At 66.6% G+C, this 13,399-nt stretch carries 16 protein-coding genes; 9 read left to right on the forward strand and 7 right to left on the reverse strand.

The features are described from left to right. Positions 1-121 precede the first annotated feature (121 nt). Positions 122-1,273 carry a CaiB/BaiF CoA transferase family protein gene (locus OMW55_RS12575; RefSeq protein WP_264883588.1) on the forward strand — a complete coding sequence of 384 codons (1,152 nt, stop codon included), beginning with the start codon at positions 122-124 and terminating at the stop codon, positions 1,271-1,273. A 5-nt stretch (positions 1,274-1,278) separates the two neighbouring features. Next, positions 1,279-1,863, forward strand: a complete 585-nt coding sequence (locus OMW55_RS12580; RefSeq protein WP_264883589.1) for a YdeI/OmpD-associated family protein — start codon at positions 1,279-1,281, stop codon at positions 1,861-1,863. Between the two features lie 149 nt (positions 1,864-2,012). Here the strand turns inward: OMW55_RS12580 and OMW55_RS12585 are convergent, their stop codons facing one another. Next, on the reverse strand, positions 2,013-2,747 hold the full coding sequence (locus OMW55_RS12585) for a hypothetical protein (RefSeq protein ID WP_264883590.1): 735 nt from the start codon (positions 2,745-2,747) through the stop codon (positions 2,013-2,015). Then, positions 2,744-3,949: a toxic anion resistance protein gene (locus OMW55_RS12590; protein WP_264883591.1), complete on the reverse strand. Its 1,206-nt coding sequence runs from the start codon at positions 3,947-3,949 to the stop codon at positions 2,744-2,746. Before OMW55_RS12590 ends, OMW55_RS12585 begins: the two co-directional genes overlap by 4 nt. Positions 3,950-4,177: 228 nt before the next feature. Between OMW55_RS12590 and OMW55_RS12595 the strand changes: the two genes are divergently transcribed. The 3 genes from OMW55_RS12595 to OMW55_RS12605 are packed head-to-tail and all read left to right on the forward strand — an operon-like array spanning position 4,178 to position 6,452. Further along, positions 4,178-5,458, forward strand: a complete 1,281-nt coding sequence (locus tag OMW55_RS12595; protein WP_264883593.1) for a TadE/TadG family type IV pilus assembly protein — start codon at positions 4,178-4,180, stop codon at positions 5,456-5,458. A gap of 14 nt (positions 5,459-5,472) precedes the next feature. Further along, complete coding sequence (locus tag OMW55_RS12600; protein ID WP_264883595.1) at positions 5,473-5,946, forward strand: TadE/TadG family type IV pilus assembly protein; 474 nt, start codon at positions 5,473-5,475, stop codon at positions 5,944-5,946. Further along, positions 5,943-6,452 carry a TadE/TadG family type IV pilus assembly protein gene (locus OMW55_RS12605; protein WP_264883597.1) on the forward strand — a complete coding sequence of 170 codons (510 nt, stop codon included), beginning with the start codon at positions 5,943-5,945 and terminating at the stop codon, positions 6,450-6,452. The genes OMW55_RS12600 and OMW55_RS12605 overlap by 4 nt, the downstream gene beginning before the upstream one ends. A 47-nt stretch (positions 6,453-6,499) precedes the next feature. Here OMW55_RS12605 and OMW55_RS12610 read toward each other — a convergent pair whose 3' ends face one another. After that, a complete protein-coding gene (locus tag OMW55_RS12610) occupies positions 6,500-7,258 on the reverse strand; it encodes an enoyl-CoA hydratase (RefSeq protein ID WP_264883599.1) in 759 nt (252 codons plus the stop codon). A 71-nt stretch (positions 7,259-7,329) separates the two neighbouring features. Between OMW55_RS12610 and fsa the strand changes: the two genes are divergently transcribed. From fsa to OMW55_RS12625, 3 genes are read left to right on the forward strand one after another with little or no spacing between them, the layout of a single operon-like run. Beyond that, positions 7,330-7,983: a fructose-6-phosphate aldolase gene (fsa, locus tag OMW55_RS12615; RefSeq protein ID WP_264883601.1), complete on the forward strand. Its 654-nt coding sequence runs from the start codon at positions 7,330-7,332 to the stop codon at positions 7,981-7,983. Positions 7,984-8,026: 43 nt separating this feature from the next. After that, positions 8,027-8,584 (forward strand): DUF484 family protein, encoded by a 558-nt coding sequence (locus tag OMW55_RS12620; RefSeq protein ID WP_264883603.1) that lies wholly within the window; start codon positions 8,027-8,029, stop codon positions 8,582-8,584. Continuing rightward, positions 8,566-9,477, forward strand: a complete 912-nt coding sequence (locus OMW55_RS12625) for a tyrosine recombinase XerC (protein ID WP_264883604.1) — start codon at positions 8,566-8,568, stop codon at positions 9,475-9,477. Before OMW55_RS12620 ends, OMW55_RS12625 begins: the two co-directional genes overlap by 19 nt. Here OMW55_RS12625 and OMW55_RS12630 read toward each other — a convergent pair. Genes OMW55_RS12630 through rsmI form a run of 4 tightly spaced genes read right to left on the reverse strand, consistent with a single transcriptional unit; the run spans position 9,474 to position 12,246 of the window. Then, positions 9,474-10,079, reverse strand: a complete 606-nt coding sequence (locus OMW55_RS12630) for a DedA family protein (protein WP_264883606.1) — start codon at positions 10,077-10,079, stop codon at positions 9,474-9,476. The two genes, OMW55_RS12625 and OMW55_RS12630, sit on opposite strands and share 4 nt — an antisense overlap. Before the next feature lie 3 nt (positions 10,080-10,082). After that, positions 10,083-11,030: a glutathione synthase gene (gshB, locus tag OMW55_RS12635; protein ID WP_264883608.1), complete on the reverse strand. Its 948-nt coding sequence runs from the start codon at positions 11,028-11,030 to the stop codon at positions 10,083-10,085. Positions 11,031-11,062: 32 nt separating this feature from the next. Further along, on the reverse strand, positions 11,063-11,416 hold the full coding sequence (locus tag OMW55_RS12640) for a YraN family protein (RefSeq protein WP_264884004.1): 354 nt from the start codon (positions 11,414-11,416) through the stop codon (positions 11,063-11,065). Next, entirely contained in the window at positions 11,413-12,246 is an 834-nt protein-coding gene (gene rsmI / locus OMW55_RS12645; RefSeq protein WP_264883610.1) for a 16S rRNA (cytidine(1402)-2'-O)-methyltransferase, read from the reverse strand. Before rsmI ends, OMW55_RS12640 begins: the two co-directional genes overlap by 4 nt. 15 nt (positions 12,247-12,261) lie before the next feature. Here rsmI and OMW55_RS12650 point away from each other — a divergent pair, with 15 nt between their 5' ends. Then, a complete protein-coding gene (locus tag OMW55_RS12650; RefSeq protein ID WP_264884005.1) occupies positions 12,262-13,377 on the forward strand; it encodes a penicillin-binding protein activator in 1,116 nt (371 codons plus the stop codon). Positions 13,378-13,399 lie beyond the last annotated feature (22 nt).

Consider the following 13,399-nt stretch of genomic DNA (forward strand, 5'->3'; position numbering starts at 1 on the left):
AAGGCGGCAGTCGCAGGGCCTGTCCTGAGCGAAGCGCAAAGCGCGCAGTCGAAGGGCCTGTCCTGAGCGGAGCGCAAAGCGCGCAGTCGAAGGGCGCTCCCCAATGCGCTAAGCGCGCCTCATGACCAAACCCCTCCAAGGCATCCGCGTCCTCGACCTCTCCCGAGTCCTCGCCGGCCCCTGGTGCACGCAGCTCCTCGCCGACCTAGGCGCTGACGTCATCAAGATCGAGCGGCCGGACGTGGGCGACGACACTCGCCACTGGGGCCCGCCCTGGCATGGCGACGGCGAGACCCAAGTCGCCGCCTATTTCCTCAGCTGCAACCGCGGCAAGCGTTCGGCCGCCATCGACTTCTCCCAACCGGACGGCGCCGACATCGTCCGCCGTCTGGCCGACACCTGTGATGTCGTGGTCGAAAACTTCAAGGTCGGCGGCCTCGCCAAGTTCGGCCTCGACGCCGCTACCTTACGCGCCCGCAACCCGCGCCTCGTCTACGCCAGCATCACCGGCTTCGGGCAGGACGGCCCCTACGCCGAGCGTGCCGGCTACGACTACATCATCCAGGGCCTGAGCGGCCTGATGAGCATCACCGGACTGCCCGATGGCGAGCCCGGTGGCGGGCCGATGCGGGTCGGGGTTGCCGTGGTTGACCTGTTCACCGGCATGTACACCGCCAACGCCATCCTCGCCGCCCTGGTCCGCCGCGGGGTGACGGGGGAGGGGGCGACCATCGACAGCGCCCTGTTCGACGTCAGCCTGGCCGTCCTCGCCAACCAGGCCAGCAACTACCTCGTCAGCGGCGCCGACCCGGGCCGAACCGGCGCCGGCCACCCGAACCTGGTGCCCTACCAGCCCTTCCGGACGGCCGACAAACCGCTGATCATCGCCGTCGGCAACGACCGCCAGTTCGCCCGCCTGGCGGAGATTGTCGGTGCGCCGGAGTGGGCCACGGACGAGCGCTTCGCCACCAACGCCGCCCGCGTCGCCCATCGCGCGGAGCTCGTCCCCTTGCTCCAGGCCCGCCTCGCCCAACGCTCCGCCGCTGCCTGGACCGAAGCGCTCGACGCCGCCGGCATCCCGGCCGGCCCGATCAACACGATCAGCCAGGCCCTCAGCGACCCGCAAGCCGCCCACCGCCAGCTGGTCCGCGACATGGACCGCTTCCGCCTCGTCACCTCACCCCTGCGCCTCGATGGCGCGCCCACCACCACCGACCGCCCGCCACCCCGCCTGGGCGAGCATACGGGTGAGGTGCTGGCGGACTTGGGCTGATGGGCATGGCCGAAGAGCACAAAGGGCTGCCGATCATCGCCTTTCCCTCGCTGAGCGCCCTCGAAGACTGGCTTGCGGCCCAGCCGGCCAACTCACCCGGGCTGTGGATCAAGCTTGCCAAGGCAGGTTTAGAAGTGGCCAGCGTGTCCAAGTCGGACGCAATCGACGCCGCGCTGTGCCACGGCTGGATAGACGGCCAACTTGACAAGTACGACAGCTCATACTGGCTTGTTCGCTTCACCCCGCGGAGCAAGCGCAGCAAGTGGTCGCAGGTCAATCGTACCCGTGCAGGCGAGTTGATCGAGGCTGGGCGTATGCGGCCCTCCGGCCTGGCGCAAATAGAAGCGGCGAGAAACGACGGCCGCTGGGAAGCGGCTTACGCGCCTGCCAGCACCGCCGAGATCCCGGCGGACCTGCAGGCCGCGCTCGACCGGAGCCCGACGGCCGCAGCTTTCTTCGCCACGCTTGGCGGCGCCAACCGCTATGCCATCCTGTATCGCATCGGATCAGTGAAGAAGGCGGAGACCCGCGCCCGCAAGATCGCCGATTTCGTCGCCATGCTGGAGCGCCACGAGACGGTCCACGGGTAAGCGCACCATCGCAAGCCTTGCACAACAGGACTGCGCCTGCTCCGCCTTTTCTCAAGTGCGGTGGACCGAACCGCAACATCTTGTGCGCACAAGTATGGCTGCACTAAAGTTTAGGTGTCGCCTTTGTAGCCCTCCAGGCTGATCGGCGGTTAGGCGGGTCCGTCCTCGCCGCCGTACTTGGACGTGATAAATCGCCCCTGTGTCTGAAACGCGTCCATGTCCCGCTTGGCCAACCGCTCGTTGACCTCGCCCAGCGCCGACCGGCTTGCCTCCAGTCCCTCAACCAGCCGCTGGTCCACGGTCTTGCCTTCCGCATCCGCCTCGGCCCGGTACGCCGTCGGCACGTTGGCATAGCGCTCGATCAACCCGGGCAGGTGGACGCTCATCAACCGCCGGGCGTCCTGCGCGTCGGGGTCAAGGGTGTCGACCCGCTCCAGCGTCTGCTTGAGTGTCCCCAGCTGCTCGCTGATCCCGTCGACCACGGTCTGCGCCGGGGCGGGCAGGGCGCGGCGGCTCTTGTAGAGAAAGCTGTCGAACCGCTGCACCATCTCGCCATTGGGCAGGTCGGTTGGTACCGTCGGCGCCGCTACCTCTTGCAGCACATCGTGGAAGAACAGCATGGCGGCGATCCCGCCGGCCAGCGCGACCGCCGCCACGAAGCCCATGATCCCGATCGGCACGAACAGACCGACCAGGATGGTCAGGACGCTGACCACCAGCACCACCAGCGCCGCCTTGCTGAGCGCTCGCCCATAGGTTGCCAGCGACCGCTGCCGTTGCCGGCGGGCCTGCGTGGCGACCGGGCCTTGCTTCTCGTCGACCACCGCCATGACCCGGTCGAACCGGGCTAGCGCGCGCCCGACCTTGTCGTCGACCTCGCTCACTGCACCTCAAGCGGCGATAGCGGGGAGGGCCCGTCCAGCCGGTTCTGCTGCGCGCCTTCGGCCCGCGCGATATAGCCCCGCGACTTCTCCACCTCGTTGCCTAGCGTGTTCACCGTCTGCTTCATGTTCTCGAGCGCCTTGATCTTGAACGCGTCGATCGAGTCCATGGTGTCATAGATGTTCTGGAACGCCCGCTGCAGCGTTTCCAGCGGAATGGTCGAGCTCGCCGCCTGCTCGTGGATCGCGGCCGACTGCGTCTTCAGCATCGACCCGGTCGAGTCGATCATGTTCGCGGTGGTCGTGTTCAGCGCCCCGATCTGCTCCAGCACCAGCCGCTGGTTGGTCAGCGCCTGCGCCACCGTCACGGCCGTCCGCAAGGCCGACACGGTCGTGGTCGAGGCCCGATCGACGCCCTTCACCAGCTCGACATTGTTCTTCTTGACGAGGTCCAGCGCCAGGTAGCCCTGCACCGTCACCGCCATCTGCGTCAGCAGGTCGGTCGTCCGCTGCCGCGTGTAGAACAGCGCCGTTTCACGGATCGCCTTGGCCTTGGCCGGCTCCGTCGCGTCCAGTTCGTTCGCCTTGTCCTCCAGCTTGGCGTCCAGCGCCTTGGATATGTGGATCATCTGCTCCAGCCGGTGCATGGTCTTCCACAGGTTGGCGCGCTCGGTGTCGATCGCAGCATTGTCCATCAGCAGCTCGTCCTTGCCGGACTGCAGCCGGCTGAGGATCTGCGCAATGTGGGTCTGGCTGCTCTGGTACTGCCGGAAATAGTTGCCGATCTTGTTGCCGAACGGGATGATCCCGAACAGCTTGCGGGCCGGGTTCATTGCTCCGTTCCGCTTGGGGTCGAGCGCCTCCACGGTGCGGCGAAGCTCCGTCAGGTCCGCCCCGATGCCCGTGTCGCTGTCGATCGCCTTGACCGGCCGGTCGAGGAACCGGTTGGACGCGCCGGCGGCTTCCGCGATCTCCTTGCGGCCCATGGCGGTCAGCTGGTCGACCTTCTTGCCGAAGTCCGGGCTGTTCGCGTCCAGCGCCACCAACTCACCGACGAACTGGTCGACCTTGCTTTCCAGCTGGCTCTGCTCGCCGTCCTTCAGCGGAACGAGCCCGGCGGCCTCCTGCGGCACCACCGGCTGCAGCACTTCGGGCGGGTCCAGCTTCAGCTTGGTCTCGGTGCCTTGGGTCGCGGTGGTCGCCATTCCTGTTGTTCCTCGCCGGGTGCTCTCGTCAGCATGGCCAGTGGCCCGGGCCAACGCAAGCCGATAGGGTGTATTGTAGAAACCATACACCTTGGCTTCAAGACCCGGCTCAGGACTCGGCTGAGGAACCGTTAACCATTCTCTTCAGCACTTTGCTCACCCTGTTGCGGCTAGCTGTCGCACCAAAGGCGCGTGGAACCGCGAACAGCAAGGGGAGCGAGCTTCCAGATGATGGGCTTTCTGAAACGGTTGCGGCGCAACCAACGCGGCAACACCCTGATCCTCACCGCCGCAGCCATGCCGCTACTCATCGGCTCGGCCGGCCTCGCCACCGACACCATCCAGTGGGCCTTATGGAAGCGCCAGCTACAGAAGGCCGCCGACTCCGCGGCAATCGCCGGCGTGTATGCCAGGATGGCAGGCCAGGATGCGACGGCAGCCGTCAACTACGACGTGGGCTACCCCAGCCAACCCGCAACGGGACCAAACAATAACCGCACCGGCTACACGCTGCTTAATGCGCCGGCCGTGAACACCGCACTTCCGACCACGGCCGACTACATCAACCCGGTCCAGGTAACGCTGAAGATGGAGCACACGCTTCCATTCAGCTCCATGTTCCTGACGACCACCCCCACGATCACGGCCAGCGCAACGGCAGCGGCCATCGAGACCGCAGAATATTGCGTCACCGGCCTGGTGAACACCAACGCCACCGGCATCACCGTCGGCGGCACGGTGAAGGTCAACCTCAAGTGCCCGATGATCACCAACTCGACGTCGATGGACGCGGCCGTCGCTTTTGGTAATTCAAAGGTGACGACCACCGCAGTAGCCGCGGTGGGCGGCCTGGATACGACGGACAATTGGGGCGCGGGCACCACGCTTCTGCCGTTCACCACAGCTCAGCCGGACCCATTTGCGGATGTTAATCCGCCGGCGATCCCGTCTGACTGTAACAAGCCGTTCGACGACAAGCCAGGCGACGATCAAACGTGGCCCGCGACGCGACCCGCAAGCGGCATAGTCTGCGTGACGAATTGGACCAGTCAGGGGACGGTGAACCTTCAGTCCGATACCACATACATCATCACCGGGAACATGAACGTGAACAGCAAGGCGGTCGTTAACTGCGCCCGCTGCACATTCGTTATGACGAACAGCACGCCGTCGGAGACTGGAACAGTCGACCTGAATGGTGGAGCGACGATGAACCTCACGTCCCCCGCGACTGGCCCGTATCAAGGCATCCTATTCTACTCGGATCGAGGTGCCAGCACTTCGAAGACAAGCAAGATCAACGGAGGCAGCAGTTCCATCTTCCAGGGCGCATTCTACTTCCCGCACCAGCAGCTAGAATACACCGGTAACTCAACTGTCAGCTACGAATGCGTGAAGCTCGTCGCATGGACGCTCAAGTTCATGGGCAATGCGGATTTGGAGAATACGTGCCCGAAGGACTTGTACGGCGATCGCTTTAAGGGGCGGCAAGTCCGCTTGGTGGCGTGATGGCTGTGCGACCCATGCTTGCTCGCTTGAAGGGCGACCAGCGCGGCACGGCCGTGATGGAACTCGGCCTGGCGATTCCGATCGTATTCGTCCTGCTCCTTGGTTTGATCGACATCGCCCGCGGCTACTCAATCAAGCTTCAGCTTGAACAAGTTGCGCAGCGCGCCATCGAAAAGGTGATGAACGGTCAGGCCGACCGCTCGACCATTGCTGCAATCAAGACTGAGGCCGCCACGGCAGCGGATGTGCCCGAAACGAGCGTGACCACGTCGGCCTGGCTCGAGTGTCGCACTGGCACGGGCACTCCGACCTTCTACTACTACCCGAACGAGCAAGACCAGATGTGCGGCTCCGGACAAACCTATCGGCGCTACCTTCGAGTATCGATCAACAAGACCTTCTCTCCGATCTTCGATTTCCGCTGGGCAGGAACGGACGCCAACGGCAACTACACGATCCAGGGTGCCACCTCGGTGAGGACGCAATGACCAAGCGCAAGCTCCTGCAGGGTCAGCTGATCCACCACGAGGACGGTGCCGCCGCGGTGGAGTTCGCATTCGCGCTGCCCATCCTGATCATGTTTATCTGGGGTATCGCACAGTTCGGCATGATCCTCGCGGCCGACGCCGGCATGCAGCACGCGCTCGGCGAAGGCGCCCGCATGGCAACGCTCTGGCCTCAGCCGACGAACGCCGCCGTTAAGCAGCGCATTCAGGACAATGTCTTCGGCAACTTCCTCGGCAGCTATACGGTGAGCGATCCGGTTGCGAGCACCAGCACGGCAGTGAACAACCAGTACGTCGACTTGCAGGTAACCTACACGGTGACGCCGGATTTCCTGTTCTGGCAGGGTTCACCAATCAATTTCGTCCGTAGCAAGAGGGTGTACGTGACCAAGCTTGTGACCGCTAGCTCAACGAGTAGCTGCGGCTCCACTTCAACGGGCGGCACGAGCACGAGCTGCACCACCAGCCCCAGCACGCCGTCGAGCTGACGCGCACGGCTCATTGCCGTCGGGGCACTCGAAGATAGGTTGGCTAGCTAAGCTCTTGTTCGTGCAAAGAAGGCGGCGATCGCGCCCTTGACTTCGTCCGAGGTCAAGCGCTCGGAGAAGTGCCCGTTTTCCAGCTCCATGCGCTGGAGCAACGCCTCGTGATCTGTGCCCCGGAGCAGCCGTTGGGTCAGGCGCACCGCCTCCGGCGGTTTGGCGAGCAATGAGGTGATGACCTCTTCCAGTCGCCCGGTCAGCGTACCTTCGCCAGCGCGATGGCTGACCAGGCCATAGCGCTCGGCTTCCTCGACCCCGAACGGCTCGCCGAGCAGCAGGTGCCGCGCGGCCACCCGCCGCCCCGCCATTTGCGGCAGCAGCAGCGAGCTCGCCGCCTCGGGTACCAGCCCCAAGTCCGTGAACGGCATGCGGAAGCGGGTGCCTTCCTCCGCCACCACCAGGTCGCAATGGAACAGCATGGTGGTGCCGATGCCCACCGCATTTCCGTGCACCGCCGCAATCAGCGGAACCGTGTTGCGGGCCAATCCCCGTAGCAGCCGCCACACCGGGATGTCCGCCTCTCGGTCCTGCGGCATCGCCTGCATAAAGTCCGCCAGATCGTTGCCAGCCGTGAAATCCTGGCCGGCCCCCTCCAGCGTTATAACCCGCACCGCCGGGTCCGCGGCGGCGCTTTCGACAGCGTCGGCCAGCGCGGCGTACATGGCGACCGTAATTGCGTTGCGCCGCTCGGGCCGATTCATGAGAAGCCGCAGGCGCTCGCCCTGGCGCTCAACAAGGAGGTGCTCGGTCATGGACGCTCTTGTGCCGGGCGGCTAAGCGCCATGCAACATCCCCCGACGACCGTAACGGAGCGCCGCGAGCCATGAAGTTCTTCGCCGACACCGCCGACATCAACGAGATCCGCGAACTGGCGGAGACCGGCTTGCTGGACGGCGTAACCACCAACCCAAGCCTCATTCACAAGGCCGGTCGTGACTTCGTAGAGACGGTGCGGGAGATCGCCGCCGTCGTCCCGGGTCCGGTCAGTGCCGAAGTCGTGGCGCTCGACCAGGCCGAGATGATGCGCGAGGCCGAGGTGCTGCGGAAGATCGCGGACAATGTCGCCATCAAGGTGCCGCTCACCCCCGACGGTCTCAAGGTCTGCCGCGCGCTCACCAGCGACGGCACCATGGTCAATGTTACCCTGTGCTTCTCAGCCGCCCAGGCGCTGCTCGCCGCCAAGGCCGGCGCGACCTTCATCTCGCCGTTCGTCGGCCGTCATGATGACGTCGGTTTTGCCGGAATGGAGCTGATCGCCGACATTCGCCTGATCTACGACAACTACGACTTTGCGACCCAGATCCTGGTCGCGAGCGTACGCCACCCGATGCACGTCGTTGAGGCCGCCAAGCTTGGCGCCGACGTCATGACCGCACCGGCGAAAGTCATCACCCAGTTGTTCAAGCATCCGCTGACCGACCTCGGCATCGCCGGCTTCCTGAAGGATTGGCAGGCGACCGGACAGACGATCGCCTAGGCCGGCACTGGAAATTAACCTTCGGCTGCGACATCCTGCAGCCATGGCACGGGTGATTCCCTTCCAAGACCATGCACTGGCCCGGCTCCGGGCCCGAGTCGCGGCCGCGGAAGAGGCCAACCAGGACCTGATCGCCTTTGCCCGCGGGCATTCGGGCGCGGTGTCGTCCATTCATTCGGCCGCGCTGGCGGCGATGGAAGCGGACAGCTTTGACGCGCTACTGCACGTCGTCACGCAGGAATGGCCGCTCATCCTCGGCCTTGATGCCGTGGCTCTGGCGCTGATTGTTGGCGACCGTGGTTTCCGGGTCGACACGGGCGGTGTTCAGCTGGTCGACCCGGCAATGCTCCGCCGCTTGCTCAACCAGGTCGATGCGGTGGTCCTTCGCACCGTCGAGCGCGGACACCCGTTGTTCGGCCCCGCTTGCGACCTCATTCGGGCCGAGGCGCTGATCCGGCTGGAAGGTGACGCCCCGGCGGGCCTGATCGCGCTAGGGCAGCGTACGGAACAGCCGCTGGACGGTCGGCACGGCTCCGAACTGCTGATGTTCCTCGGCCGCTGCCTCTCGGCTATGATTGGCCGGTGGAGCAGCCAAGCCTAGCCGACCTCGCCGCCCGCTTCGGCGCGCACCTCGCTCATGATCGCCGGCGCAGCGCGCATACGGTGCGCGCCTATGTGGCGACCGCTCATCGCTTCCTCCACTTCATGCACGAGCATCGCGGCGAGCAGATCGGTCGCTACGCCTTGCTCACCATTCAGCCGACCGACTTGCGCGGTTTCCTCGCCCGACGGCGCGGGGAGGGGCTGGGCGCCGCGTCCGCGGCGCGCGAACTGTCGGCCGTCCGGGCGTTCCTCAAGTTCGCGGCCGAGGACAGCGGCGAGCAGCCGCAACTGCCCCGCACACGGGCCCCGCGCCGCCCGCGCACGCTGCCTCGGCCAGCCTCCCCCGGCGATGCCATGGCGCTCGCCGAAGACGCGGGCGAGGCGGCCCTGCAACCCTGGGTTGGTGCCCGTGACCTCGCCATCCTGCTGCTGCTCTACGGCGCTGGCTTGCGCATGGCGGAAGCGCTCTCCCTTACTGCGCGGGTGCTGCCGCTGGGGCCGACCCTGCGAGTCGTCGGTAAGCGCGCCAAGCCACGGGTCGTCCCGCTGGTGCCTGCCGCGCGCGAGGCAATCGAAGCCTATGTCCGGGACTGTCCCTGGCCCCTGAAGGGCGACGTCCCGCTGTTCGTGGGCGTGCGCGGTGGTCCGCTCAACCCGGACCTGGTCCGCCGCGCGGTGCAGGGCGCGCGCCGCCGCCTCGGCCTGCCCGACACCCTCACGCCCCATGCCCTGCGCCACAGCTTTGCCACTCATCTGCTGGCGCGCGGAGCCGACCTCCGTTCGCTACAGGAGCTGCTTGGCCACGCGAGCCTGTCATCCACCCAGATCTACACGGGCGTGGATGCGGCCCACCTGCTGGACGTCTACCGCCACGCGCATCCGCGCGCCTAGCTGCGCTCCGCCGGCTTGTAGGTGACCAGTCGCCATACATAGCCGAGCACAAGCGTCACCAGGATGGCATTGCTGATCGGGCCCAGCCACTGGTCGACCTCCGTAAACCGCTCCCGCAGCTTGTAACCAGCCACTGCGATCGCCGCCGTCCACCCGGCGGTACCGAGGGTCGAGAAGAAGAAAAACGTCCGGAACCGCATGCGCAAGAGCCCGGCCGGCACCGACACCAGGCTCCGCACGGTCGGCAGCATGCGGCCAAGGAAGACGAAGAAGGTCCCATAGTGCCGGAACCAGCCCTCGGCGCGCTCCACCTCGCGCCAGGTCAGGGTCAGCCAGCGGCCGTGCTGTTCGATGAACGGCCGCAAACGGATGATGCCGAGTGCGCGGGCGACCAGATACCAGAAGATGTTGCCCAGCATCGCGCCGGCCGTGCCGCTGACGATTGCCCAAGCGAGCGACATCTGGCCCTTGGCGGCGGTCACGCCAGCGACCGACATGATCACTTCCGACGGAATGGGCGGAAATACCGTTTCCAGGAACATCAGAAAGGCGACGCCGAGGTAACCGGCATCCTCGATCAAGCGGATGACCCAGTCCGACATGGTTCAGGCGGCCAGCTTGCGTTCGATGGCGTCCCAGATCAGCGCCGCGCTGTTGGTCCGGTTGAACCGGTCAAGCGCAACGATGCCGGTCGGCGAGGTGACATTGATCTCCGTCAGGTGGCCCCCAATGACGTCGATGCCCACGAACAGCAGCCCGCGCGCCTTCAATTCCGGCCCGAGCGCAGCGCAGATCTCCTGCTCGCGCGCTGTCAGGTTAGTCTTCGCAGCCGTGCCACCAGCCGCCAGGTTGGACCGAATCTCGCCTTGGCCTGGTATCCGGTTGATGGCGCCGATCGGCTCGCCGTCCACCAGGATGATGCGCTTGTCGCCTTCGCTCACGGCGGGAAGAAAGGCCTGGGCGATATAGGGTTCCTTCCACACCTCGCCGAACAGCTCGGCCAGCGCGCGAAGGTTGGCGCCGTCTCGCCCGATCCGGAACACCGCTGCACCCGCGTTGCCGTGCAGCGGTTTCAAGACGATCTCGCCATGGCGCGTGTGGAACGCGGTCAGCTCGTCCAGGCTGCGGGTGATCATGGTCGGCGGCATGAAGCGCGCGAAGTCGAGCACGAACAGCTTCTCGGGCGCGTCCCGCACTGAGCGCGGATCGTTGATCACCAGCGTCTTTCCACGCAGCCGCTCCAGCAAGTGCGCGGCGGTGATGTACGCGATGTCGAACGGCGGGTCCTGCCGCATCAGCACCACGTCGACCTCCTCCGCAAGATCGAGCGGAGCAGGCGAGGCGGCGGTGAAGTGGTCACCCTCGACCCGCCGGACCTCGACCTGGCGGGCCAGCGCTCTGATCGCCCCGTCCTCATAGGTCAGCTGGTCGGCCGGATAGTGGAACAGCCGGTGTCCGCGCTCCTGCGCTTCCAGCATCAGCGCGAACGTCGAATCGCCGGCGATGGCGATGCTCTCCAGCGGGTCCATCTGCACGGCTATGGTCATGGGCATGCGCTCGCGCCTAGTGGAGCCCGTACGGATTGTCACCCGCGCCAGACGTCGGGAACGTGACGCGGCAAGCGCCGGGGGACGACATAGAGAGCATCGATCCGGATGATGTCGCAGCCGTGGCCGTAGCGCGTCGCCAGCCGCTCGGCCGCAACAGCTACCCGGCGCAATCGGCTGCGGTCGAGGGCCATGCCAGCTGCGCGCTCGTCGGCACGCGCCTTGACCTCGACAAAGGCCAGCGTGCCGCCCCGCCTGGCCACCAGGTCGACCTCACCCCCAGGCACTCGCGCCCGCTGCGCCAGGATGCGCCAGCCGTGCAACCGTAGCCACCAGGCGGCGATCGTCTCGGCGCGGCGGCCCTGACGCTCGGCTCTGGCCCGGCGGTTCAGCGGGACAGCTCCAGGGCCCGGGCGTAAGCTCGCTTGCGCGGGACGCCCAATTGCTCGGCGACCAGCGCGGCAGCGCGGGAGGGCGACTCGTCGACCATCGCGGTACGCAAGGCCTCGTCGAGCGCGTCCGCTCCGGCCGGCTCGGCCGCTGCCGGAGGAGCGACCACGATCACGATTTCGCCACGGGGCGGGGTTTTGCGGTAACGATCCGCAAGCTCGGCGAGAGTGCCGGTAACGCATTCCTCATGAAGCTTGCTGATCTCCCGGACGACGGCGGCATCGCGCTGTCCGAGGCGCTCCGCCAGTTCGGTCAGCGCATCGCCCAGGCGCGATCCGCTTTCATAGAAGACCAGGGTGGCCCGAAGGCTTGCCAGCTCCGCCACCGCCTCTGCCCGCGCCTTGGCCTTGGCCGGCAGAAATCCCGCAAACAGGAAACGGTCGGTTGGCAGGCCCGCCAGGGTCAGCGCCGCGATCGCCGCGGACGGGCCCGGCAGGGTATGCACGGAAAGCCCCGCGGCGCGGGCCGCCCGGACCAGCTTGTACCCGGGATCGGAGATCAGCGGCGTGCCCGCGTCACTGACCAGCGCCACGGCTTCGCTGCCCAGCCGCGCCAGCACCCGGGCCCGGTCGGTCTCACTCGAATGGTCGTGGTAGACCTGCATGGGGGCGGTCGCGCCGATGTGGGCCAGCAGCTTGGCGGTGACGCGCTTGTCCTCGGCGAGGATCAGGTTCGCCCGGCGCAGCACGTCGGCCGCCCGAACGGTGAGGTCGCCCAGATTGCCGATCGGCGTAGCGACGATGTACAAACCGGGGGGAAGAGGATCGTCCATGAGGTGGGCTGCGTGATGGCATTCTCCCCCGAGCTCCGGCAAGGCCGCCGTGCCTTTCTTCTCACCCTTGTGTCCGCGCTGGCGGTGGTTGCCTGCTCCACCGGACCTCACCGCGGCGCTCTGCCGCCGGTGCCGCAGGGCCCGGCGCGTAACCGGGTCGCCTTGCTGGCGCCGTTGACCGGCCAGGATGCGGCGCTTGGCCAGGCGCTGGCCAACGCCGCCCGGCTGGCCCTGGCTGACACTGGCAACCAGTCAATCGAGCTGAAGGTGTACAATACGGACGCGGGCGGAGCAGCGGCAGCCGCCAATCGCGCGCTCGGGGAGGGTGCGCAGCTGATCCTTGGTCCGCTGCTCAGCGACCAAGTCCGCGCTGTTGCGCCCATTACGCGGCAGGCGCGGGTGCCAGTTCTGGCGTTCAGCAATGACGAGACGGCGGCGGGCAGTGGTGTCTATATCCTGGGTTTCGTGCCGAGCCAGGCCGTGAGCCGTGCCGTTCGCCAGGCGCGGACCAGTGGCGCAGGTCGCTTCGCCGCCCTGGCGCCCGCCACGACCTACGCCCAGCGCGCAACGGCTGACCTGCCGAGGACGGTGGAACGAGCCGGCGGGCAACTCGTCGGCATGCAGAGTTATGGCAGCCTTGCCGAGGCGCGGGCCGGCCTGCGCCGGCTCAACGCCGCCGGCTACGACGCGCTGCTGATCGCCGACTCGGCCCGCACGGCTGCCACCATCGCTCCACAGGTGCTCGCAGGCGCCCGCATCGTTGGTCCGGACCTGTGGGCCGGAGAACGCGGGCTCGGCCGCACGCCGCGGCTCCGCCGCGCAGTGTTCGCAGCGCCGTCCGACGTTCGCTTCAACCAGCTCGCAAGCCGCTATCGAGCTCGCTACGGCGCCAATCCCCCGCGGCTTGCCAGCCTCGGCTACGACGCGGTGCTGCTGGGCGTTCGTGCCACCAAGAATTGGAAACCGGGGCGTCGCTTCCCCGTGGATGCCCTGAAGGAGAACGAGGGCTTCGTTGGAGTCGATGGCGTGTTCCGCTTCACCGCGGAAGGCGTGGCCGAGCGCGGTCTGGAAGTGCGTCAGGTGTCGGCTAGCGGTACCACGGTAATCTCTCCCGCGCCCGCTCATTTCTAGGGGCAAGCCCCTATGGTCAAAC

Source organism: Sphingomonas arvum (assembly GCF_026013565.1).
Classification (GTDB): Bacteria; Pseudomonadota; Alphaproteobacteria; order Sphingomonadales; family Sphingomonadaceae; genus Sphingomicrobium; species Sphingomicrobium arvum.

Coding starts and splice junctions, on each gene's coding strand:
- OMW55_RS12580 (WP_264883589.1), top strand. CDS start 1,279: ATGGCCGAAGAGCACAAAGGGCTGCCGATCATCGCCTTTCCCTCGCTG.
- fsa (WP_264883601.1), top strand. CDS start 7,330: ATGAAGTTCTTCGCCGACACCGCCGACATCAACGAGATCCGCGAACTG.
- OMW55_RS12610 (WP_264883599.1), bottom strand. CDS start 7,258: ATGACCGAGCACCTCCTTGTTGAGCGCCAGGGCGAGCGCCTGCGGCTT.
- OMW55_RS12600 (WP_264883595.1), top strand. CDS start 5,473: ATGCTTGCTCGCTTGAAGGGCGACCAGCGCGGCACGGCCGTGATGGAA.
- rsmI (WP_264883610.1), bottom strand. CDS start 12,246: ATGGACGATCCTCTTCCCCCCGGTTTGTACATCGTCGCTACGCCGATC.
- OMW55_RS12620 (WP_264883603.1), top strand. CDS start 8,027: ATGGCACGGGTGATTCCCTTCCAAGACCATGCACTGGCCCGGCTCCGG.
- OMW55_RS12575 (WP_264883588.1), top strand. CDS start 122: ATGACCAAACCCCTCCAAGGCATCCGCGTCCTCGACCTCTCCCGAGTC.
- OMW55_RS12650 (WP_264884005.1), top strand. CDS start 12,262: ATGGCATTCTCCCCCGAGCTCCGGCAAGGCCGCCGTGCCTTTCTTCTC.
- OMW55_RS12595 (WP_264883593.1), top strand. CDS start 4,178: ATGATGGGCTTTCTGAAACGGTTGCGGCGCAACCAACGCGGCAACACC.
- gshB (WP_264883608.1), bottom strand. CDS start 11,030: ATGCCCATGACCATAGCCGTGCAGATGGACCCGCTGGAGAGCATCGCC.
- OMW55_RS12590 (WP_264883591.1), bottom strand. CDS start 3,949: ATGGCGACCACCGCGACCCAAGGCACCGAGACCAAGCTGAAGCTGGAC.
- OMW55_RS12630 (WP_264883606.1), bottom strand. CDS start 10,079: ATGTCGGACTGGGTCATCCGCTTGATCGAGGATGCCGGTTACCTCGGC.
- OMW55_RS12605 (WP_264883597.1), top strand. CDS start 5,943: ATGACCAAGCGCAAGCTCCTGCAGGGTCAGCTGATCCACCACGAGGAC.